At 41.7% G+C, this 20,677-nt stretch carries 20 protein-coding genes; 12 read left to right on the forward strand and 8 right to left on the reverse strand.

Features of this window, described 5'->3' with window-relative positions:
- Window positions 1-142: 142 nt before the first annotated feature.
- A complete protein-coding gene (locus PGR74_RS14140; protein WP_041502762.1) occupies window positions 143-550 on the forward strand; it encodes a fibronectin type III domain-containing protein in 408 nt (135 codons plus the stop codon).
- A 39-nt stretch (window positions 551-589) separates the two neighbouring features.
- Here PGR74_RS14140 and lpxA read toward each other — a convergent pair whose 3' ends face one another.
- The 3 genes from lpxA to lpxD form a co-directional block, all read right to left on the reverse strand.
- Window positions 590-1,369: an acyl-ACP--UDP-N-acetylglucosamine O-acyltransferase gene (gene lpxA / locus PGR74_RS09825; protein ID WP_041502761.1), complete on the reverse strand. Its 780-nt coding sequence runs from the start codon at window positions 1,367-1,369 to the stop codon at window positions 590-592.
- Window positions 1,370-1,438: 69 nt separating this feature from the next.
- Window positions 1,439-2,839 (reverse strand): bifunctional UDP-3-O-[3-hydroxymyristoyl] N-acetylglucosamine deacetylase/3-hydroxyacyl-ACP dehydratase, encoded by a 1,401-nt coding sequence (locus PGR74_RS09830; RefSeq protein WP_041502760.1) that lies wholly within the window; start codon window positions 2,837-2,839, stop codon window positions 1,439-1,441.
- A 2-nt stretch (window positions 2,840-2,841) separates the two neighbouring features.
- The gene (lpxD, locus tag PGR74_RS09835; RefSeq protein ID WP_041502759.1) at window positions 2,842-3,873 is read right to left on the reverse strand and encodes a UDP-3-O-(3-hydroxymyristoyl)glucosamine N-acyltransferase; all 1,032 of its coding nucleotides are present in this window, start codon (window positions 3,871-3,873) and stop codon (window positions 2,842-2,844) included.
- 326 nt (window positions 3,874-4,199) lie between these two features.
- Between lpxD and rimP the strand changes: the two genes are divergently transcribed.
- The 10 genes from rimP to PGR74_RS09885 all read left to right on the forward strand — a co-directional run bounded on the left by rimP (window position 4,200) and on the right by PGR74_RS09885 (window position 16,975).
- Window positions 4,200-4,664 (forward strand): ribosome assembly cofactor RimP, encoded by a 465-nt coding sequence (gene rimP, locus PGR74_RS09840; protein WP_041502945.1) that lies wholly within the window; start codon window positions 4,200-4,202, stop codon window positions 4,662-4,664.
- A 13-nt stretch (window positions 4,665-4,677) separates the two neighbouring features.
- Window positions 4,678-5,916, forward strand: a complete 1,239-nt coding sequence (nusA, locus tag PGR74_RS09845; protein WP_041502758.1) for a transcription termination factor NusA — start codon at window positions 4,678-4,680, stop codon at window positions 5,914-5,916.
- A gap of 41 nt (window positions 5,917-5,957) precedes the next feature.
- Window positions 5,958-8,735 carry a translation initiation factor IF-2 gene (gene infB, locus PGR74_RS09850; protein ID WP_041502757.1) on the forward strand — a complete coding sequence of 926 codons (2,778 nt, stop codon included), beginning with the start codon at window positions 5,958-5,960 and terminating at the stop codon, window positions 8,733-8,735.
- Window positions 8,736-8,808: 73 nt separating this feature from the next.
- A complete protein-coding gene (locus PGR74_RS09855) occupies window positions 8,809-9,267 on the forward strand; it encodes a protein-disulfide reductase DsbD domain-containing protein (protein WP_041502756.1) in 459 nt (152 codons plus the stop codon).
- A gap of 35 nt (window positions 9,268-9,302) precedes the next feature.
- On the forward strand, window positions 9,303-10,403 hold the full coding sequence (locus PGR74_RS09860) for a CapA family protein (protein ID WP_041505513.1): 1,101 nt from the start codon (window positions 9,303-9,305) through the stop codon (window positions 10,401-10,403).
- A gap of 39 nt (window positions 10,404-10,442) precedes the next feature.
- Window positions 10,443-10,820, forward strand: coding sequence for a methylglyoxal synthase (locus PGR74_RS09865; RefSeq protein WP_041502754.1), 378 nt, complete (start codon window positions 10,443-10,445; stop codon window positions 10,818-10,820).
- 88 nt (window positions 10,821-10,908) lie between these two features.
- Window positions 10,909-11,331, forward strand: a complete 423-nt coding sequence (locus tag PGR74_RS09870) for a DUF6769 family protein (RefSeq protein ID WP_041505512.1) — start codon at window positions 10,909-10,911, stop codon at window positions 11,329-11,331.
- Window positions 11,332-11,430: 99 nt separating this feature from the next.
- A complete protein-coding gene (locus PGR74_RS09875; RefSeq protein WP_270517034.1) occupies window positions 11,431-12,618 on the forward strand; it encodes an efflux RND transporter periplasmic adaptor subunit in 1,188 nt (395 codons plus the stop codon).
- 43 nt (window positions 12,619-12,661) lie between these two features.
- Window positions 12,662-15,775, forward strand: a complete 3,114-nt coding sequence (locus PGR74_RS09880; protein ID WP_041502752.1) for an efflux RND transporter permease subunit — start codon at window positions 12,662-12,664, stop codon at window positions 15,773-15,775.
- 9 nt (window positions 15,776-15,784) lie between these two features.
- Complete coding sequence (locus PGR74_RS09885) at window positions 15,785-16,975, forward strand: TolC family protein (protein ID WP_041502751.1); 1,191 nt, start codon at window positions 15,785-15,787, stop codon at window positions 16,973-16,975.
- A 53-nt stretch (window positions 16,976-17,028) separates the two neighbouring features.
- Here the strand turns inward: PGR74_RS09885 and PGR74_RS09890 are convergent, their stop codons facing one another.
- From PGR74_RS09890 to greA, 4 genes are all read right to left on the reverse strand, one after another.
- Window positions 17,029-17,664 (reverse strand): HAD family hydrolase, encoded by a 636-nt coding sequence (locus PGR74_RS09890; protein ID WP_270517037.1) that lies wholly within the window; start codon window positions 17,662-17,664, stop codon window positions 17,029-17,031.
- Window positions 17,661-18,155 (reverse strand): PaaI family thioesterase, encoded by a 495-nt coding sequence (locus PGR74_RS09895; RefSeq protein WP_041502749.1) that lies wholly within the window; start codon window positions 18,153-18,155, stop codon window positions 17,661-17,663. Before PGR74_RS09895 ends, PGR74_RS09890 begins: the two co-directional genes overlap by 4 nt.
- Before the next feature lie 69 nt (window positions 18,156-18,224).
- Window positions 18,225-18,623, reverse strand: a complete 399-nt coding sequence (locus PGR74_RS09900; RefSeq protein WP_041502748.1) for an HIT family protein — start codon at window positions 18,621-18,623, stop codon at window positions 18,225-18,227.
- 19 nt (window positions 18,624-18,642) lie between these two features.
- A complete protein-coding gene (gene greA / locus PGR74_RS09905) occupies window positions 18,643-19,119 on the reverse strand; it encodes a transcription elongation factor GreA (protein ID WP_041502747.1) in 477 nt (158 codons plus the stop codon).
- A gap of 300 nt (window positions 19,120-19,419) precedes the next feature.
- On the opposite strand from greA, the gene PGR74_RS09910 reads away from it, so the two are divergent.
- On the forward strand, window positions 19,420-19,833 hold the full coding sequence (locus PGR74_RS09910) for a hypothetical protein (protein WP_041502746.1): 414 nt from the start codon (window positions 19,420-19,422) through the stop codon (window positions 19,831-19,833).
- Window positions 19,834-19,845: 12 nt separating this feature from the next.
- On the opposite strand, the gene PGR74_RS09915 is transcribed toward PGR74_RS09910, so the two are convergent.
- The gene (locus tag PGR74_RS09915; protein ID WP_041502745.1) at window positions 19,846-20,583 is read right to left on the reverse strand and encodes a tRNA lysidine(34) synthetase; all 738 of its coding nucleotides are present in this window, start codon (window positions 20,581-20,583) and stop codon (window positions 19,846-19,848) included.
- Window positions 20,584-20,677: the final 94 nt, after the last annotated feature.

The following is a 20,677-nucleotide window of genomic DNA, read 5'->3' on the forward strand; positions in this document are numbered from 1 at the left end:
TTATATAACTATTTTATTTTTTATCAAAATAATAATGATTTATTTTGGATATATACACACAATACCTTATATTTGACACATATTTTTATTAATTAAATAAAATATTATAATATCAATTAAAAAATGGGTAATACTATGCGCATTGTTATGTATCAATGTATCACTATTTGCTGTAACATCGGTAACCATAACAGCCGAAGTTCGATATTATCCAGCTCCCATAGAGAGATACATTGTCGAATACCGTAGACTTGATAAGACGGAATGGATTCCCGTCAAATCTTTTATTTCAACCATCAAAATTACGGATTTAACCCCTGGTTACGATTATGCCTTCAGAGCCCGCGTAGAAACAAGATACGGTTTAGGAGATCCTTCTAAATCTGTTACCGTCGAGATTCGGGACGATGATTATGATATTTCGTATAGATTAGATTGTCCTCCCCCTCCGGGACCTGCAAAATCATACGCTCCCTCCTTTCTCGACAAGATATACACTACCGATACAGTAGAAGAGGAAACTAAAATTCCGTATAGACAAGAGGAATAAAATTGAACCAATAAAAAAAGCGCCGATCGGCGCTTTTTTTTAACCTAAATATCCCTTCATAATTCCTCGTTTGCTATTACGAACGAAAAGAATGATTTCATCTCTTTCCTTGGAAGCGGGCATCTCCGCTTCAATTCGCTCTATCGCATCGGAATTATTTAAACCGGATTGATACAGAATCCGGTAGATATCTTGTATCTCGTTAATTTTCTCGTTGGTAAATTCCCTGCGGCGCAACCCGATAGAGTTTACCCCGGCATAGGAAAGCGGCAACCTACCGGCCTTCACGAAAGGAGGGACATCCTTACCGATCAAGGAACCACCTTGAATCATCACGTGACGCCCGATATGCACAAACTGATGTACGGCAGTCATACCTCCCAAAATAGCAAAATCGTCCACCACAACTTCACCCGCCAACTGGCAGGCATTCGTTATAATGCAATTATTACCGATTTCACAATCGTGAGCAATATGAGCATACGCCATAATCAAACAATTATTACCGATTTTAGTGATGCCCTTGGCTGCCGTTCCGCGATTCACGGTCACACACTCCCGAATCGTGGTATTATCACCAATCATTACGATCGATTTCTCTCCTTTAAATTTCAAATCTTGCGGGACCGCCGAAATAACGGCTCCTGGAAATATTTTACAATTTTTTCCAATGTGCGCACCTTCCAATATGGTTACATTCGACCCGATACGCGTTCCTTCTTCTATCACCACGTTCTTATCTATCGTCACAAAAGGCTCAATCACCACATTATCGGCGATCTGCGCTTCCGGATGAACGTATGCTAACGGTTGTTTCATTCGTTTTTTATTTGATTTAAAATCTATTTTTTACACACTATCATTAAAATTCACGATGCAAGTATACAATTACTTCTTGGTTTTTGCAACTTGCGCCATGAACTCCGCGACTTCACACACCAAATTTTTCCCAACAAAAGCATAAGCCTTCATTGTTACAATCCCGCGCCGAATCGGGGCGGTTTTTATTAATTTAAATACCAAGGTATCTCCCGGAACCACTTTCCGACGGAATTTTATTCCATCAATTTTCACAAAATAAGTAGAATAGTTTTCCGGATCTTCTACTTGATTGAGCACCAAAATTCCCCCGCATTGAGCCATTGCCTCCACGATCAGCACACCGGGCATCACCGGCTCCTCCGGAAAATGTCCCACGAAGAAAGGTTCGTTCATGGTCACATTCTTACACCCGATCACAATATCGTCGGTCACCTCGTATATTTTATCCACTAACAAGAAAGGAGGACGATGAGGCAACAAGGATTTTACCTTATTGATATCCATCAACGGTTCCGATGTAACATCCACATCGGGGCAAACATCCCCACGTTCCGCATGAAGAATAGCCTTGTATATTTTTTGGGCCATAGCGGCATTTGCTTTATGTCCCGGTCTTTCCGCAATTACCCGTCCTTTGATAAAACGCCCGCACAAAGCCAAATCACCAATAACATCCAACAATTTATGACGAGCCGGCTCATTATCAAAATACAAGGTCAAGTTATTCAATATACCCTCTTTTACCTCTATCGAATCGTAATTGAACAACTTTGCCAATCGATCGACCTCTTCCTGAGATATCTTGCGATCCACGATAACAATAGCATTATCCAAATCCCCTCCCTTGATCAGGTTATGTTGCAATAACATTTCAATTTCCCGCAAGAAAACAAAAGTACGGCAAGGAGCAAAATCTTTGGCAAAATCAACGTTATTTTCCGAATAAGTTGCATATTGCATTTTTAAATAGGGAGAATCATAAGCCACTACCAGATTCACGTTATAATCCTTATCGGGCAACAGGGTCAATTTGGTCAAACCGTCTTCACTCACATACTCCATCTGCTCTTTCACGACAAAATATTTCCGTTCCGCTGCCTGTTCTTCCAAACCTATTTTGGCGATTTCATCCGTATACATTTTAGAGCTTCCGTCTAAAATCGGAAATTCCTCTCCATCCAGCTCAATCAAACAGTTGTCTATTCCGCTACCATACAAAGCAGCCATTGCATGCTCCATCGTATATATATACACTCCATCTTTTTCAAGGCAACTCGCCCGATCTACAAATTTCACGTATTCAGCTAAAGCTGGAATTTCAGGAGTTCCGTCTAAATCTATCCGATGTATCTTATAACCGAAATCCTCTTTAGCAGGTTTAAAGGTAACCGTAACATGCTTGCCGGTATGTAACCCTTTACCACTTAGAGAAAACTCTCCTTTCAAAGTTTTTTGCTTTACTGTCATCTCTATTTCGACTTTAAGGTTTTTATCTCTTTCTCCAAATCTTTTATCTGCCCGTAAAGTTCTGGCAATTTACGGAAAACGACATAACATTTCTGATACTTAGGAAGATCAAAAGCGGGAGACCCGCGAAGCACGGATTTTTCGGGTATATTTGCCGTGATACCGCTTTGAGCCGCTATCTGTGTTCCGGCACCTATAGTCAAATGACCGATAAGGCCTACCTGACCTCCAAACACACAATTTTCCCCGATTTTAGTTGTCCCGGCCACACCCGATTGGGCCGCAATAACCGTATTGGCACCCACGACCACATTATGGGCGATCTGGATTAAATTATCCAATTTAACCCCTTTACGGATAAAAGTCGATCCCATGGTAGCCCGGTCAATACAGGTATTCGCCCCTATTTCAACGTCATCCTCAATCACAACATTGCCGATCTGCGGAATCTTTTTATAGTGATCGCCCTCAGGAGCGAAACCGAATCCATCGGCTCCGATTACGGCCCCAGAATGAAGGATGCAAGAAGTCCCGACAACACAACCCTGGTAGATCTTTACTCCTGAATAGATAATCGTATTGTCTCCGATCGAAACGCCATCGCCGATATAAGCCTGAGGATATATTTTTACATTATTTCCAATTTTTGCGCCTTTCCCGATATAAGCAAAGGCTCCGATATAGGGATTTTCTCCCACAACAGCAGAATCGCTAACAAAAGAAGGTTGCTCTATCCCTACCGGTTTCGGACGCATGCTCTCGTACATTTGCAATAAAGTAGCTATCGCATCATAAGCCGATTCCACCCGGATAATCGTACAAGAAAGTTCTTGAGCAGGTTCAAATGTTTTATTCACCAAAACAATCGATGCCTCTGTCGTATAAATGTAATGCTCGTACTTCGGATTGGCTAAAAAGGCCAAAGTACCCGGCCGGCCTTCCTCAATTTTTGACACATTATTCACAGAAATCTCAGGATCCCCTTCTACAACCCCATTTAGCAGAGCTGCAATATCTTTTGCTTTAAACTCCATAACTCAAAAATTTCGGCAAACTTACAAATTTTATTTCGAACTATGTAAATTTATTACGAATATGTTTCATAATTTCCCCGGTACTTGATCTTTCTCCTATTGCCCTTTACCTGAAAAACCGACATAAACACTAAAAATTCATCTCATCACACGATCCAAATCCTATCCTTAAGGATTCGGATATAAACGCACGTTAAAAACGAATCGTATAGAAAATTGGAGGAGAACTCTTTGTTTTTAAAATAATTAATACTATCTTTGCCACGGTTAAACACTGAGGGGGCGATATGTCCCCTCTTGTGTTATTTAAAAAGGAAAGAAGAGGAATGAAAAGCAAGGAGGAAATTAAGAGCATGATTGAGCGTATCGCTCAAGAGCAAAATTTATTTTTAGTCGATCTGACGGTTTCTCCGGAGAATAAGATTGAAGTTTTTATCGATTCGCTAAAAGGAGTAAACGTGGGCACTTGCCGTACGGTATGCAAAGAGCTGGAAGCCCTTCTCGATAGGGAAAGTGAAGATTTCGACTTAACAGTTTCAAGTGCCGGCATCGGTTACCCGTTTAAAGTTCCCCAGCAGTATGAAAAAAACCTGAACAATCTGGTAGAAGTACGTTTACAAAACGGTAATAAATTGCAGGGAAAATTAAAAGCCTATTCCGAAAAAGGCATTGTTCTGGAATGCGAGGAGAAGCAGAGTGTCGAAGGGAAAAAAAAGAAAGAGACCGTTCGGGTTGAAAAAAACATAGATTTCATAGAGATAAGGGAGGTTAAAGATATTGTTATTTTCTAATAATAAGAGAAAGATGGAAAATATTAATTTAATAGATTCATTTGCGGAATTCAAAGAACTAAAAAATATTGACAGAGCGACTTTAATGAGAGTATTGGAAGATATTTTCAGAAGTATGCTTATAAAACGTTACGAAACAGACGAAAATTTTGATATCATTATCAACATCGACAAAGGAGATTTGGAAATCTGGAGAAATCGTATCGTTGTGAAAGACGAAGAATTTGAAAATCCCAATACGCAAATCTCACTTACTGAAGCCAAAAAAATCGATAACGATTATGAAGTAGGCGAAGAGGTGACCGACGAGGTCAAATTCAAGGATTTCGGACGTCGTTCCGTTCTGGCATTAAGACAAAATCTTTCTGCCCGCATATTGGAGTTGGAAAAAGATCATGTCTTCACGAAATACAAGGAAAGGGTGGGACAAATCGTCACCGGTGAAGTTTATCAAGTATGGAAAAAAGAGATTCTGGTGTTGGACGATGAGGGAAACGAGCTCATCTTGCCGAAACAAGAGCAGATTCCAAGTGATTTCTTCAAAAAAGGAGACACGATTCGGGCTGTTGTCATTCGCGTGGAAATGAGAAATGCATCTCCCTACATTGTACTTTCGAGAACTTCTCCCGTATTTCTGGAGCGATTGTTTGAAAACGAAGTTCCTGAAATTTTCGACGGTTTGATTACCATCAAAAATGTAGTTCGCGTTCCGGGAGAGCGAGCCAAAGTGGCTGTCGAATCTTATGATGACCGTATCGACCCGGTAGGAGCCTGTGTCGGAATGAAAGGATCCAGAATCCACGGTATCGTCCGGGAATTGAAAAACGAAAACATTGATGTTATCAATTACACGAACAACGTTCAACTATACATCACAAGAGCTCTTAATCCGGCGAAGATCAACAAAATAGAGATTGACGAAAAGAGCAAAAGAGCTAATGTCTACCTGAATCCCGAAGAGGTTTCCTTGGCCATCGGTAAAGGAGGATTGAACATTAAACTGGCGAGCCAACTTACCGGGTACGAAATAGATGTGTATCGCGAATTGGATCAAGCCGAGGAAGAAGACGTCAACTTAGACGAGTTCTCAGATGAGATCGAACCGTGGGTAATCGACGAATTGAAGCGAGTAGGCTGTGACACGGCTAAAAGTGTATTAGAATTAAGCGAATCAGAATTAGAGAGCAGAACCGATCTTGAGGTCGAAACAATCAGAGAAGTTCTTAAAATCTTAAGAGCTGAATTTGAATAATAAGACCTGAAGTATAATGCTTGTAAAATTAAAATCTTAATATGGCAGTAAGATTAAGTAAAGTTGCTAGAGAATTTAACGTAGGCCTGTCTACCATTGTAGATTTCCTACAAGATAAGGGGATTAAGATTTCATCTGATCCAAACGCAAAATTGACCGAAGAGCAATACGCTTTGGTTGCAAAAGAATTTTCAACGGATAGCGAGGCCAAAAAAGAATCTATTAAAGTTGATTTAAAAACGAGCCGACAAAAAAAAGAGGCCGTGACTATAGATACGTTAACCAATAGTCAGGAAGAGGAAGAAGAGAATAAATTCATATCAATAAAGGACGAGGTTAAGATCGAGAATAAAATCAAAGTTATCGATCGTATCGATTTAAACCGCGTAAACAAACCTCGCCAGGAAGAGAAAGCCGAAGAGAAAAAAGAGAGTAAGACGGTAGAACAACCCCGGGTAAAGGAAGTTATTCGTCAAACGCCCAAAGTCGAGAATCGTCCGGCAACAGTAGTACCTCCGGCAAGAAAACAAGAACCGGAAAAGCCTGTAGAAAAAGAGACCAACACGGAAATAAATTTCAAATCCCCGACTCCCACGCTGAAAGAGGTGAAGGTTGTCGGTTCTATTGATCTGGACTCTATTAACCAACGGACTCGTCCTCCGAAGAAAAGCAAACAGGAGAGAGAACGTGACAAAAAAGAACTTAAACGTAATAAGACAATCATTCCGGCTAAAGTTGATACTCCGGAGGATGATTCCTTGGAATCGGGAGACGAGCTGGAGATTCGGAAAAAAAGGAAAAGAATATTAAAGAAAGACGAGAAGATAGCTGTCGATTCTCCAAAATCATTAAAAATAGAGGAGAATAAAAAGAAACTCAAAAAGCTCAAAAAGAAAAAAGCGACAAAAGCCGAAATTACGGAAGAAGACGTTCAAAAGCAGATTAAGGATACTTTTGCCCGCTTAGGTAGTAAAGGTAAAACGAAAGCGGCCAAACACCGGAAAGACAAGAGAGAGGCTGTACATCAAAAAATGCAGGCTGAGATGGAACAGGCTGAGATCGAGAAGAACATCCTGAAATTGACGGAATTCGTTACAGTAAGCGAATTGGCCAACATGATGGATATCTCCGCGACTGAAATTATATCCGCCTGCATGTCCCTCGGTTTATTTGTCTCTATCAACCAACGTTTGGACGCGGAAACGATCAACGTTGTGGCGGAAGAGTTTGGATTTGCCGTCGAATTCGTCAGCATCGATATACAAGAAGCCATCGAGGAAGAGGAGGAGGATCTACCGGAACATTTAGAGGCTCGTCCCCCTATCGTAACGGTAATGGGACATGTCGACCACGGTAAAACATCCTTATTGGACTATATTCGTAAAGCTAACGTCATCGCAGGTGAGGCAGGAGGTATTACCCAGCACATCGGGGCTTATAGCGTGAAATTACAGGACGGAAGAACGGTAACGTTTTTGGATACGCCCGGACACGAGGCATTTACAGCCATGCGTGCCAGAGGAGCACAGGTAACGGATATCGCTATTATCATCGTAGCTGCCGACGACAATGTCATGCCCCAAACCATTGAGGCAATCAACCACGCCAGTGCAGCAGGCGTACCGATTGTATTCGCTATCAACAAGATCGACAAACCAGGTGCGCATCCAGATAAAATACGGGAAGAGTTAGCTAACATGAACTATTTGGTTGAGGAGTGGGGAGGTAAATACCAATGTCAGGAGATTTCAGCCAAACAAGGACTTCATATTGAAGAGTTATTGGAAAAAGTATTGTTAGAAGCGGAAATTCTGGAACTAAAAGCCAACCCGTATAAAAAAGCGACCGGATCCATTATAGAGTCTTCATTAGACAAGGGCCGGGGGTATGTGGCTACCGTATTGGTTCAATCGGGAACCCTACGCGTGGGAGATGTCGTATTGGCCGGACAATATTTCGGGCACGTGAAAGCGATGTTCAACGAACGGGGACAAAAAATGGAAGAAGCAGGTCCTTCAACCCCGGCATTGATACTTGGTCTGAACGGAGCTCCGCAAGCGGGGGATAAATTTAACGTGATGGGGAACGAGAAAGAGGCTCGACTATTGGCAAACAAGCGGGAACAATTACAACGCGAACAAGGTCTGAGAACTCAAAAACACATTACGTTGGATGAAATCGGAAGACGAATCGCTATCGGAAACTTCCAGGAATTGAATATCATCGTAAAAGGAGATGTTGACGGTTCTATTGAAGCCCTTTCTGATTCGTTAATAAAATTATCGACTCAAGAGATTCAGGTAAACGTGATCCACAAAGCTGTAGGACAGATCTCGGAAGGAGATGTCATGTTGGCTGCCGCTTCAAATGCTATTATCGTCGGATTCCAGGTTCGCCCGTCATTGGGTGCGCGTAAACTGGCAGAGAAAGAACAAATCGATATCCGGTTGTACTCTATCATCTATACGGCGATCGAAGAGATTAAGGCCGCCATGGAGGGGATGCTTTCCCCTGAAATGAAAGAGGAGATCACGGCAACCGTTGAAGTACTGGAAACTTTCAAGATTTCCAAGGTGGGTACTATCGCCGGTTGTATCGTCAGAGACGGAAAAATATCCCGTAATTCGAGAATACGCGTTATTCGGGATGGTATTGTGATCAACACGGGAGAGCTCGGTTCATTGAAACGGTTCAAAGACGATGTAAAAGAAGTCAGTAAAGGATTCGAATGCGGATTAAACATCAATAATTTTAACGATATCCAAGTCGGAGATATGATAGAAGGATTCGAAGAAGTAGCCGTAAAGAAAACACTATAATATTCCGGAAAAACATTGTGATTTCCTAATATTTTAGTAATTTGCCAATCCTGAATCTTTAAAAATTTGAAATATGAAAAAAGTATTGATTCTTACAGTCGTTTTGGCTTTGACGGTAATAGCAAGCGCACAGGTTTTAAAACCCGTAAAATGGCAAATTTCCGTAAAGAAGGTCAGCGAAGGAATTTACGACATCGTTTGCAAAGCCACGATTGAAAACGGATGGCATTTATACGACACGAAACTTCCGGAAGGAGGTCCTCAACCGACTACCTTCCATATAGATAAAGATGAAACTTCCGGTATCGAATTGGTAGGAGAATTTAAAGCGACAACCAAAGCATTGGTGGAAAAGAGTAGCGCTTTCAACATGAATTTAGGATATTTCAAAGATTCAGTCACCATGGTTCAACGCGTCAGATTGACCAAAGAGAAGGCTAAATTAGTCGGCTACGTTGAATATATGGCTTGCTCCGACGGACAATGTGTTCCACCCTCGGAAGAAGAGTTCGAATTCGATTTGAAAAAATAATCTTCAGGGCCGCCAGTAATGACGGCCCTTTTTCCATGAAAGCATACGTTATTATATTTTTAGTCGGCCTGATGGCCTGCCGGGAAGCTACTCCCGTCAAACCGTTTGTTTTTCCGGAAGAAGAGAAGGTATCTCTACTCTTTTGCGGGGATATCATGCAGCACTTTCCACAGATTCTCAGTGCATACGATTCTGTCCGGAAAGAACACAATTACATGAATTCATTCAAATACATGGCCAATTACTGGATCCAGACAGATTTTACAATTGCCAATCTGGAAACGACTCTTTCCGACAAAGGCTTCAGCGGCTATCCAAGATTTTGCTCTCCCTGGCAATTAGTGCGGGACATGCATATATGCGGCATCACCACCTTTGTGACAGCCAATAATCATTGCTGTGACCAAGGCGAACAAGGCATAAAAAAGACCATCCATTATTTAGATTCTTTACACATCGAACACATGGGAACATTCTCGGATACGGCCAGTTATCAGGATCGTTTTCCCCTCTATCTCGAAAAAGGGAAATTTAAGATCGCCTTAATGAATTATACCTATGGAACCAACGGCTTACCCGTGCCTAAAGGATGCGTGGTTTCACTTATCGACACCAGTCGCATTAAACGACATATTCAAAAAGCCCGACAGGACTCAGCCAGTAACATCATCGTTTTCATGCATTGGGGATACGAATATCACTCAACTCCCAACGCCACTCAAAAAAAACTGAACGAATGGCTGCACCGGCAAGGTGTCGATATCGTTATCGGTTCTCACCCGCATGTCGTGCAACCCGCAGAATACGCGATAAACGGCAAAGACACGGTAGGCATTACCGTTTACTCGTTAGGCAATCTCATATCCAATCAACATTACCGTTATACGGATGGAGGCATATCGGTCCGATTAACGCTAACCAGAAAAGCGGACGGCCTTTTCAGTTACCGGATGAAATACCTTGGGCATTACCTGTATCGGCCGTATGAAAACGGCGTCAGGAAGTATTACATTGTCCCGGAACCTATGGCCGACTCCATTGTAAAAGGCAATTATTCCATTTCCAGCAAAAAATATTTTCTTCACTTGGATTCATTATTGAAACAGATCGAAAAAATAAAAGAACAAAATATTTAAATTATCGTAACAAATAACTCAAACATTAATAGATAAAACATGAAATTAGCAGTTATTGCCCACGATGGGAAAAAAGCAGAGATGGTAGCCTTCCTGAACAGGCATCTCGAATTTTTACATTCGGCCAACATTCATATCGTAGCCACGGGAACGACGGGAAAACACGTACAGGAAGCCGGACTCGATGTCGAGAGATTGCTTTCCGGCCCTCTTGGCGGCGACGCCCAAATCGCAGCCCTCGTGGCAGAGCACAACGTACAAATGGTTTTCTTCTTTCGGGATCCATTGGATAAACACCCGCATGAACCTGACGTTCAGATGTTAATGCGGGTATGTGACGTCCATGATGTTCCCCTTGCCACGAATCCGGCCTCCGCCGAATTGATGTTGAGAGGCTTTGAGGTGATCAATAAATAAAATTATCAACATTTTCCTAAAGCTTTCTAATCGTTTGCAAATTATAGTTCAGAGCGTTATCTTTGCAAAAGATCAGAATTCGTATATCATGAAAAAACGGCGTGTAGCATTTATTCCACTCATTGTAGCGAGCATTATCATGCTATTTTACATCGCCATTCCCCACCACCATCACGGGGAGATGATATGCTTTATCCAAACGCATTGTATCCAACAAGAAAAAACCGGGAACTGCGGACATATTCACAACTCGAATTCTTGCGACAAAGAATGTGAGGTCCGATCGTTATTTCAATTGGATATTATAAAACAACATCAAACAGATTGCAATTGTTGTTCGCATTTTACTCCGGATATCTTATTCCTTCCGCCGTTTCTTTTAACCGAAATGCTTGATGACTTTCATGACGACCACATCTCTCGAAAATACATCATTCCATTTCAGGAACGACTCTATCCCCTATTCGTCAATTCAACCCTTGCCGGACGAGCACCTCCCGTTATGGTATAACGGAAATTTGCGTGTATTCACGGAATCCGTATTTCTCAGCATTTTTAATTCATATCAATCCTTTACTGCAAGGAGTTTATATCATTTTATCTAATTAACATGAGAAATATATCTATTTTATTACTCTTGCTCGCTATCTTATTTACGGCATGTCAGAATCAGAAATCTGAAAAACAAGAAACGATATCCGCCCAGCAGGCGGAGCACAATCACGATGAAAATACGTCCTGTGATAAGGAGACTCCGAAAAACACGGAGCATAACGAAGATGAAATCATCTTCACAAAAGCACAGGCCGCCAAAACTAATTTTGAAGTTCAGGAAATTCATCCCAAAACCTTTCATCAAATAGTAAAAACAACCGGTCAAATATTATCGGCTCCGGGGGACGAAGCCATAATCGTAGCCACAAGTAACGGAGTAGTCTCTTATAATTCGCAACAGTTATTGGAAGGAAGCAGCGTAAAAAAAGGAGAGACATTATTCCACATCTCCTCCCGCAACATGGCCGAAGGGGATTATTACAGCAAATTGAAAATTGCCTACGAAACGGCAAGAAACAACTACGAACGGGCAAAATCCCTTATCGACGACAAAATCATTTCCCAAAAGGAATACGAGACATTGCAAATGGAATATAAAAATGCTAAGATCGCATTCGATGCCATCGCTGTTAATAAAACGGCCAAGGGTGTCGGGATAACGGCTCCCATCAGCGGCTACGTGAAAAACATACTCATTCGGGAAGGGGAATACGTTACCGTAGGGCAACCCATAGCAACATTATCCCAGAACAAACGTTTAGTACTCAGGGCGGAGGTTTCCGAAAAATACTACAATGCACTTAAAAATATCAGTAGTGCCAATTTTCAGACTTCCTACGATAATAAAATATACTCCTTGAAAGAATTAAACGGACGATTGCTCTCTTATGGAAAAACATCCGATAAGGACTCTTTCTATGTGCCTATCTCTTTTGAATTCGATAACAAGGGAGAGATTATTCCCGGTTCTTTCGTGGAAGTATTTCTTATTTCCTCTCCTATCGCCAATGCATTGACAGTACCCGTGTCCGCCTTGACAAACGAGATGGGCATATTTTATATTTATATCCAATTGGACGAGGAAGGATACCGTAAGCAGGAAGTAACCTTAGGGGCCAATAACGGTAAAGAGGTTCAGGTTATAAGAGGAATAAAAACCGGAGACAAAGTAGTGACTCAAGGAGCCTATCAAGTAAAGATGGCCGCCAATTCAGGTACAATCCCCCATGGACATACCCACTGACATACAACATCGTATCAAATACTCAGATTTATAGACTATATTTATGTTAAATAAGATCATACAGTATGCTCTTCATAATCGTCTAATCGTTATGATTGCAGCCGTAGGCTTGCTCTTATGGGGTTCCTACACGGCAAAAAACATGGAAGTAGATGTATTTCCGGACTTAAACGCTCCAACAGTGGTCGTCATGACAGAGGCTACCGGAATGGCTCCGGAAGAGGTGGAACGTATCGTTACCTTTCCAATAGAAACCGCGGTAAACGGGGCAACGGACGTACGAAGGGTACGTTCCTCTTCCACCACCGGATTTTCCGTGGTATGGGTAGAATTCGAGTGGGGAACCAATATCTACACCGCCCGGCAAATCGTTTCGGAAAAATTAGCCACTTTAGGAGAGACCTTACCGGATAACGTCGGACAACCGACCTTAGGACCGCAATCTTCCATACTGGGAGAAATGATGATCCTCGGTCTTACAGCCGATAGCACCACGTTACAGGATTTGCGAACAATAGCAGATTGGACAATTCGTCCCAGACTCCTATCTACCGGAGGCGTTGCACAAGTTACCGTCATTGGCGGCGATATAAAAGAATACCAGATTCTGCTTCACCCTGCCCGGATGAAATATTACAATATCACCATGGAAGAGTTACTACCCGTGGTACAAGAGATGAATCAAAACTCCACGGGAGGTATTCTTTATGAATACGGAAACGAATACATCGTTCAGGGACTTCTCTCAACCAACAATTTGGAGGATATAGGGAAAGCCGTAGTAAAGACAATCAACAATCGTCCTATTCTTTTAAGCGACATCGCCGATATCCGGATCGGAGCAAAAACTCCGAAATTAGGATTAGCTTCCGAAAAAGGAAAACCTGCCGTACTGTTGACCGTAACGAAACAACCCAACACCAATACGCTGGAATTAACCGACAAGGTGGATCTGGCTCTCAGCGAACTACAAAAAACATTACCTGCCGACGTAAACATATCCTCGGATATTTTCCGGCAATCCCGTTTTATCGAAAGTTCTATTTCAAACATTCAGAAAGCCTTGTTCGAAGGCTCCGTTTTTGTCATTGTCGTACTTTTTTTCTTTTTGATGAATATCAGGACGACCGTTATTTCATTAGTAGCCCTTCCGCTTTCCCTGCTTGTGGCTATTCTTGTCTTACATGCGTTAGGACTCACGATAAACACCATGAGTTTAGGAGGACTTGCTATCGCCATCGGTTCATTAGTGGATGACGCCATCGTAGACGTTGAGAACGTGTACAAACGACTACGAGAAAATCAATCGAAACCGGCGGAGGAACGCCTCTCATCCTTAAAGATCGTATTCGAAGCCTCGAAAGAAGTACGAATGCCCATTTTAAATTCTACGTTAATCATCGTGGCCTGTTTTCTTCCGCTGTTCTTCCTCTCAGGTATGGAAGGACGTATGCTCATTCCATTGGGAATTGCTTTTATCGTGGCCTTATTTGCTTCTACCGTAGTAGCTTTAACCCTTACACCCGTATTATGTAGCTATTTACTGACAACTCCCCAAGCTCTAAAGAAAAACGAACGGGAACCGATCGTAGCCAGAGCCCTTAAAACAGTCTATAAAAAAGCTCTCGAGTGGACTCTTAAACACAAAAAATTAGTCGTTGGTTCCAGTATAACTCTACTGATTTTCACCATTATCGTCATAGCTCATTTGGGAAGAAGTTTCCTCCCCTCTTTTAACGAGGGCTCTTTAACAATAAATATTAGCGGGATGCCGGGAATATCTTTAGAAGAGTCTGACAACATCGGGAAAATAGCGGAAAATGTTTTATTAAATATTCCGGAAATCCAAACCGTTGCCCGCAAAACCGGCCGGGCAGAATTAGACGAACACGCTTTAGGGGTAAATGTATCGGAAATAGAGGCTCCTTTCCTATTGGATAAACGCAGTCGCAATGAGTTTTTAGCAGATGTACGTCATCAACTAAACGAGTTGAAAGGAGTGAATGTTGAAATCGGTCAACCCATCTCTCACCGAATCGACGCCATGTTATCCGGAACAAAAGCCAACATAGCGATCAAACTGTTCGGGGATGACCTGAATAGATTGTTTGCAATCGGCAGTCAAATCAAAAATGCCATTGAAAAAGTAGAAGGGATTGCCGATTTATCATTGGAACAACAGGTAGAACGACCCCAATTACAAATCAAACCGAAACGCGATATGCTTGCCAAGCAAGGAATCACCTTGCCGCAATTTTCCGAATTCATCAATATCGCCCTTTCCGGAAAGGTAGTTTCTCAAGTATACGAAGGGGGGAAAGTTTTTGATCTTACCATAAAAGTAGACGATAAAAACAGGAAAAATAGGGAAGAAATAGGGGAACTGATGATAGACGCCAACGGCAAAAAAATACCGTTACATTACGTGGCAGAAATCATTCCTTTCGTGGGACCGAACACGATCAGCCGGGAAAACGTCCAACGTAAAATCGTTATTTCCGCCAATGTTGCAGAACGCGATTTGAACGGAGTCGTGAAAGATATCCAGAAAACGGTAAAAGAACAAATTTCCCTACCGGAAGGGTATCACGTGGAATACGGGGGACAATTCGAAAGCGAACAAGCAGCTTCCCGGACCTTATTCATCACCTCTTTGATCTCCATCCTGATCATTCTGCTCCTTCTATTCAATGAATTTCATAGCCTTCCCCTGTCGGGAATCATCATGATCAATCTACCATTAGCTATTATCGGAGGAGTCATCAGCATATGGCTGACATCGGGAATCATCAGTATTCCCGCGATTATCGGGTTTATTTCGTTGTTCGGTATCGCCACTCGAAACGGAATATTGTTAGTATCACACTACAACTATTTACAAGCACAAGGTTACTCTTTATATGACAGTATTATTCACGGTTCCCTCGACCGACTGAATCCCATATTAATGACCGCTTTAACCTCCGCATTAGCTTTAATCCCTTTAGCCGTGGGCGGCGATCTTCCCGGCAACGAAATCCAAAGTCCCATGGCCCAGGTGATATTGGGCGGTTTGTTAAGTTCAACCCTATTAAACGGATTCGTTGTCCCCATCATGTATCTTCTATTGAAGCATAAAGAAAAAAAACAGGAAAACCTTGAATCAAACAATATATAAATAATACACATGAGAAATTATTATCTATCGTTAATCATAACCGGTCTGGCAATGCTAACAACCGGAGTCCACGCCCAAAATTCCATTCACCGGGTTTTGAAAGAGATTGAAGGAAATAATAAAACCCTTCAGGCAAAAGAAAAATTGACGGACGCCCAGAAATTAGAAACCCAAACGGGTAAATACCTGGAAAACCCTACCGCCGAATTCGAGAAAATGTGGGGGAATCGCAATAATCCGGAATCGGAATACTCTTTTACCTTCAAACAAGCTCTCGATTTCCCTTCGGTATACGGACAAAAAAACAAATTAGCCGAATTGAAATCGACTACTCTCGATTACCAATTGGCAGCTTACCGGCAACAACTACTTTTAACAGCAAAACAAACCTGTATCGAAATCATCTATCTCAGGAAGCAAAAGGAATTGCTCGACAAACGATTGAAGAATGCCGAACAACTTGCAACTATTTATCAACGAAGAGTTGAAAGCGGAGACGCGAACCAATTAGAGATAAACAAAATTCAACTGGAACTGCTTGCAGCACGCAATCAAAGCCGTCTTAACGCGGCGGCTCTCTCCACGGCAGAACTACAACTATACAATTTAAACGGAAATATCCCCATAGAATTCAATGACTTCGAGTATCCGGAAACCGTTGTAATTCTTGACTTGGATGCCATTTACAGAGCTTATCTCGCTACGGATCCGAATATGAAGAATCTTATAGGGGAACAGGAAGTTGCCAATCAGGAAGTGAAGGTCAGCCGATCACTGACTTTACCCAAATTCGACTTAGGCTACAAACGCAATGCTTCCGGTAACAATGTTTCCGCCAACGGTTTTGTTATCGGCATCTCTATCCCGTTGTTTGAAAATAAGAATACGGTAAAAAGAGCCAAGGCGCAAGCCGCATTTGTCACCACGACCATTGAAGAGAGTCGTCTTAATCTTCGTTCTTCACTGCAACAACTATACGAACAAGCGGAAACGTTGCAAACCTCACGCAACGAATACGCCGCCTTATTAAAACATCAACGTAACGTGGAGCTTTTGAATAAAGCACTTCAAGCCGGTCAACTTTCCATCGTCGACTACTTTACGGAATTAACGACCCTATACGACAGCCTGCAAAGCTTCCTTGATGTCGAACGGGATTACTACAATCTATTGGCACAATTATACCAATACGAACTATGATTATATTCAGCGATTAAGTGATTCCGTGATTGAAAAATCACTTAATCGCTGAATCACTCAATCTCTTTAATTATCTCCTCCATGCAAAGAAGGACAGGGGCAACTTCTCGCAAACGCCGCTCGCTATTATGTCCTCCGACGTACAAACGGACGTCAAATCCCAAAGCATTCGCAACCTCGGCATCATGCAAAGTATCCCCTATCATTAAAGTTTCCCGAGGAACAATGGAATACGAGGAAACCATTTTTTCTCCCATAGCTGTTTTCCCCCCGGCATATATGTTGTCGGAACCGCATATTCCGTCAAAGTAATTCCGGATCTGAAAACGTTCCAACATCTCCTCTAACAAATTCTCCTGCAATGCCGATAATATATATTGCCGAATTCCTTGACCCCGTATTGCAGAAAGAACCGGAACGATACCCGCCGTTAATTCGACACCATGACTTAAACTCCCGTATACATCCACAAATTTTTGAGAAACAGCGTCCCAATCGTCTCTATCGAAATCATACCCTAAAGACTCATAAAATCCTTTCACCGGGAAGCCAAACAGATCCCGATAACGCTCCTTGGTTATTTTTTTTAAATTTTTTCCGGCTAACATCCGATTTAAAGTCTCCACGCTAATCCGGATATCATCCAGCAATGTCCCATTCCAATCCCAAACAATATTTTTATATCTCATCTCTCTTCATTTTCTTTATAAAAAGCCTCTATGCCTGTCCATCCCAAACGTTTCGCCGCAACCTCCTCAGGAAATACGCGATAGACCACATCCGCCTCACTTCCCAGTTGTCCATCGGCGTTGAATAACTCCACATGCATTTTAACCAAACGGCTCCCTTGTTCTACTATTTTAGAACGTATCAGTAACTCACCCCTATCCGTGTACACGGTATTACGGTATTTTACGTTCATCTCGATCGTAACCCCCGCACTCTTTACCTTCGCAAACACATTCCAACAAGCAATCTCATCCATCAGCGTAGCCTGTATCCCGCCATGCAAAACATTGAAAAAACCCTGAAATTCAGGACGAGGCATCCACTGACAGGTGATATAATCACCTTCCTCGTAAAATTCACACCGCAAACCGTACTCGTTCGCAGAAGCACAACCGAAACAATAATATCCCTCGTGCACTTCATAAGCATTATATAACTTCTTTCTTTCCATACTTTAAAAAAAAGGCTCGCTAAATAATTTAGGAGCCTCCTTAAATCTTATAAAGATTTCATTTACCGTTTAATTTTTAAAATGACGACGAATTAACTCCGCACAAGCTTCCATCTCTTCTTTTGAATATTGTTTTTTCGGGTTTGCAAAATTCAATTCATTCCCTTCCTTCAAAGGGACCAAATGAATATGAGCATGAGGTACATCCAATCCCAACACCGCGACTCCGACCCGTTTACACGGGACACACTCCCGGATGGCCTTAGCGACTTTTTTGGCAAATACCATCAATCCGGCTAACTCTTTATCCGTCAAGTCAAAAATATAATCTTCTTCTCTTTTAGGAACTACCAAAGTATGTCCCTTTTGCAAGGGTGCAATATCCAAAAAAGCATAATAATGCTCATCTTCAGCCACCTTATAGGAAGGGATCTCTCCTTGCACAATTTTAGTAAATAAGGAAGACATAAGCCAAATCCGATCTTAGTTAAATAGAAATATCCATAACCTCAAATTCCATCAATCCGGCCGGAACCTGTACCTCCACCTTATCGCCCAGCTTTTTACCGATTAATGCTTTCGCTATCGGCGTTGTAATGGATAATTTCCCAGCCTTAAAATCCGCTTCGCTTTCGGACACCAAAGTATAAGTCATTGTGGCATTCGTTTTCGTATTGCGAATCGTCACTTTATTCAATATTTGTACTTTAGAGGTGTCGATCTGGGATTCATCAATAATCCGGCAATTCGAAACAATATCTTGCAACTGAGCGATTTTTGCCTCCAATAAACCTTGGGCATCTTTTGCCGCATCGTATTCGGCATTCTCGGAGATATCACCTTTTTCGATTGCCTCACCTATGGCTTTAGAAATCTTGGGCCGTTCTACATTTTGCAGATTATCCAATTCATCCTGCAGCTTTTTCAGGCCCTCTTTTGTAATATAAGATACCTTTTTCGTCATAATTATATGGTTTTATTAATTACTATATAAAAAAAAATAAATGACACTTATCCTCCAATAAGTGCCTTTATCTAAAAAAGAATTCCATTTCTCCGGAATCCTCACCTCCTGCCTACAAATTTAAAACCTTTTTTTTTATAAACCAAACTTTCCATTAAAAAGTTATACTTTTCTTCTATATGTCGATTATTTGGCCTCCGTATCGAACAAAAAAAGACGGTGTACAAAAAGAAGCCGAGACATATATGGTAAATTGGCGTTTATTTTCTTAATTTGCAGGTCAATTCAAAAAACAAACAAATGGAGAAACACGTGTTGGAAACAATTAAGACCGAATATCAAGACAATGACGATCTGATCCAACTTTATGAAGATTGGGGAGATTCCCCCTATTTACAAGAAATATTTCATATTTTAGACGAACAAAATCCGGAATGGGTAAAAGAAAAAGAACTGGGAAGTTGGGCTGCCGAGTTTATTTTAGATATATTACTCGAACACGCGGATGAATTGGAAAAGTTATCTCCTCGGGAACGAACGGATATGTTTCGGGAAGAGATTGAAGAACGCTACGCCGATTTCCATAGTTGCCGTCGGTTCGCATACATCAACAACCTTTCCATTCGATTTGAAGAAGATCAGGCAACCGATTGCGAAGATATAGACGAATATATCTACATAAACGGAGAGAAGATAGGATTTCCCCGTTTTTAACGATTCTCTCTTTCAAGGTAAATACTCCGTTTGAATATTTCGCATTGCCGCAAAAAGATTATTTCGCACATGAGGGGATAAGGTCTCTAATTGATTTATAATCTTTCCGACCGCATCTCTGTTCGTTGCTTTCTCGAAAGGGCAGTATTTTTTCTGTTGTTTGAATTGCCGGAGCGTCGCGTATTTTAATGTTTCGGCATTACCAAGATAAATCAAAGGACGAATGATCATAAAGGTATGTCCGAACATCTCCAGACGAGCAGGCATACTACTGATTGTTCCGTTAAATATCATACTCATTAACAGGCTCTCTACCGCATCATCCCGATGATGTCCCAATGCCAACTTGCCACAATGTTGTTCCTTGGCAATATCGAAAAGCATTTTCCGGCGATGCCAGGAACAAACAAAACAAGCCGGTTTTTTAGGGTTTTGCTCCATATCGACCCGGATCGTCCGATGGATGTACGCCACGCCCAAACGTTCACAAAAGGATCTCAAATATTCACTGTCTACCTCGTACTCCACGTTCTCCACATCGATATGGGCCGCCACGACCGTATAATGTTGTTTGGGATCTTTCGCCCTCAAGGCTAAAACTTCGAGCAAGGCCAAGGAATCTTTTCCCCCCGATACCCCGACCAAAATACGATCCTCATCCGCAATCAAATCATAATCATATATCGCTTTTCCCACTTTACGGAAAAAATCACGCATAAATACCTTGTCTTGTTTTTCTTCTGTTACCATTCTTCATTTCATTTTTCCCGTCCGATCATCCCCCATCTGCTCCAGTCATCTTCCATCAACCACTCGTACCTCTATTTCCTATCCTCATCTGCAT

Origin of the sequence: Sanguibacteroides sp. AM78-02pH3A, assembly GCF_027666085.1 — a bacterium.
Lineage (GTDB): Bacteria > Bacteroidota > Bacteroidia > Bacteroidales > Marinifilaceae > Gabonibacter > Gabonibacter massiliensis.

Coding starts and splice junctions, on each gene's coding strand:
- lpxD (WP_041502759.1), bottom strand. CDS start 3,873: ATGGAGTTTAAAGCAAAAGATATTGCAGCTCTGCTAAATGGGGTTGTA.
- PGR74_RS09910 (WP_041502746.1), top strand. CDS start 19,420: ATGGAGAAACACGTGTTGGAAACAATTAAGACCGAATATCAAGACAAT.
- PGR74_RS09875 (WP_270517034.1), top strand. CDS start 11,431: ATGAGAAATATATCTATTTTATTACTCTTGCTCGCTATCTTATTTACG.
- PGR74_RS09860 (WP_041505513.1), top strand. CDS start 9,303: ATGAAAGCATACGTTATTATATTTTTAGTCGGCCTGATGGCCTGCCGG.
- greA (WP_041502747.1), bottom strand. CDS start 19,119: ATGACGAAAAAGGTATCTTATATTACAAAAGAGGGCCTGAAAAAGCTG.
- PGR74_RS09895 (WP_041502749.1), bottom strand. CDS start 18,155: ATGGAAAGAAAGAAGTTATATAATGCTTATGAAGTGCACGAGGGATAT.
- PGR74_RS09915 (WP_041502745.1), bottom strand. CDS start 20,583: ATGGTAACAGAAGAAAAACAAGACAAGGTATTTATGCGTGATTTTTTC.
- PGR74_RS09900 (WP_041502748.1), bottom strand. CDS start 18,623: ATGTCTTCCTTATTTACTAAAATTGTGCAAGGAGAGATCCCTTCCTAT.
- PGR74_RS09830 (WP_041502760.1), bottom strand. CDS start 2,839: ATGACAGTAAAGCAAAAAACTTTGAAAGGAGAGTTTTCTCTAAGTGGT.
- rimP (WP_041502945.1), top strand. CDS start 4,200: ATGAAAAGCAAGGAGGAAATTAAGAGCATGATTGAGCGTATCGCTCAA.
- PGR74_RS09870 (WP_041505512.1), top strand. CDS start 10,909: ATGAAAAAACGGCGTGTAGCATTTATTCCACTCATTGTAGCGAGCATT.
- PGR74_RS09865 (WP_041502754.1), top strand. CDS start 10,443: ATGAAATTAGCAGTTATTGCCCACGATGGGAAAAAAGCAGAGATGGTA.
- PGR74_RS09885 (WP_041502751.1), top strand. CDS start 15,785: ATGAGAAATTATTATCTATCGTTAATCATAACCGGTCTGGCAATGCTA.
- infB (WP_041502757.1), top strand. CDS start 5,958: ATGGCAGTAAGATTAAGTAAAGTTGCTAGAGAATTTAACGTAGGCCTG.
- lpxA (WP_041502761.1), bottom strand. CDS start 1,369: ATGAAACAACCGTTAGCATACGTTCATCCGGAAGCGCAGATCGCCGAT.
- PGR74_RS09855 (WP_041502756.1), top strand. CDS start 8,809: ATGAAAAAAGTATTGATTCTTACAGTCGTTTTGGCTTTGACGGTAATA.
- PGR74_RS09880 (WP_041502752.1), top strand. CDS start 12,662: ATGTTAAATAAGATCATACAGTATGCTCTTCATAATCGTCTAATCGTT.
- PGR74_RS09890 (WP_270517037.1), bottom strand. CDS start 17,664: ATGAGATATAAAAATATTGTTTGGGATTGGAATGGGACATTGCTGGAT.
- nusA (WP_041502758.1), top strand. CDS start 4,678: ATGGAAAATATTAATTTAATAGATTCATTTGCGGAATTCAAAGAACTA.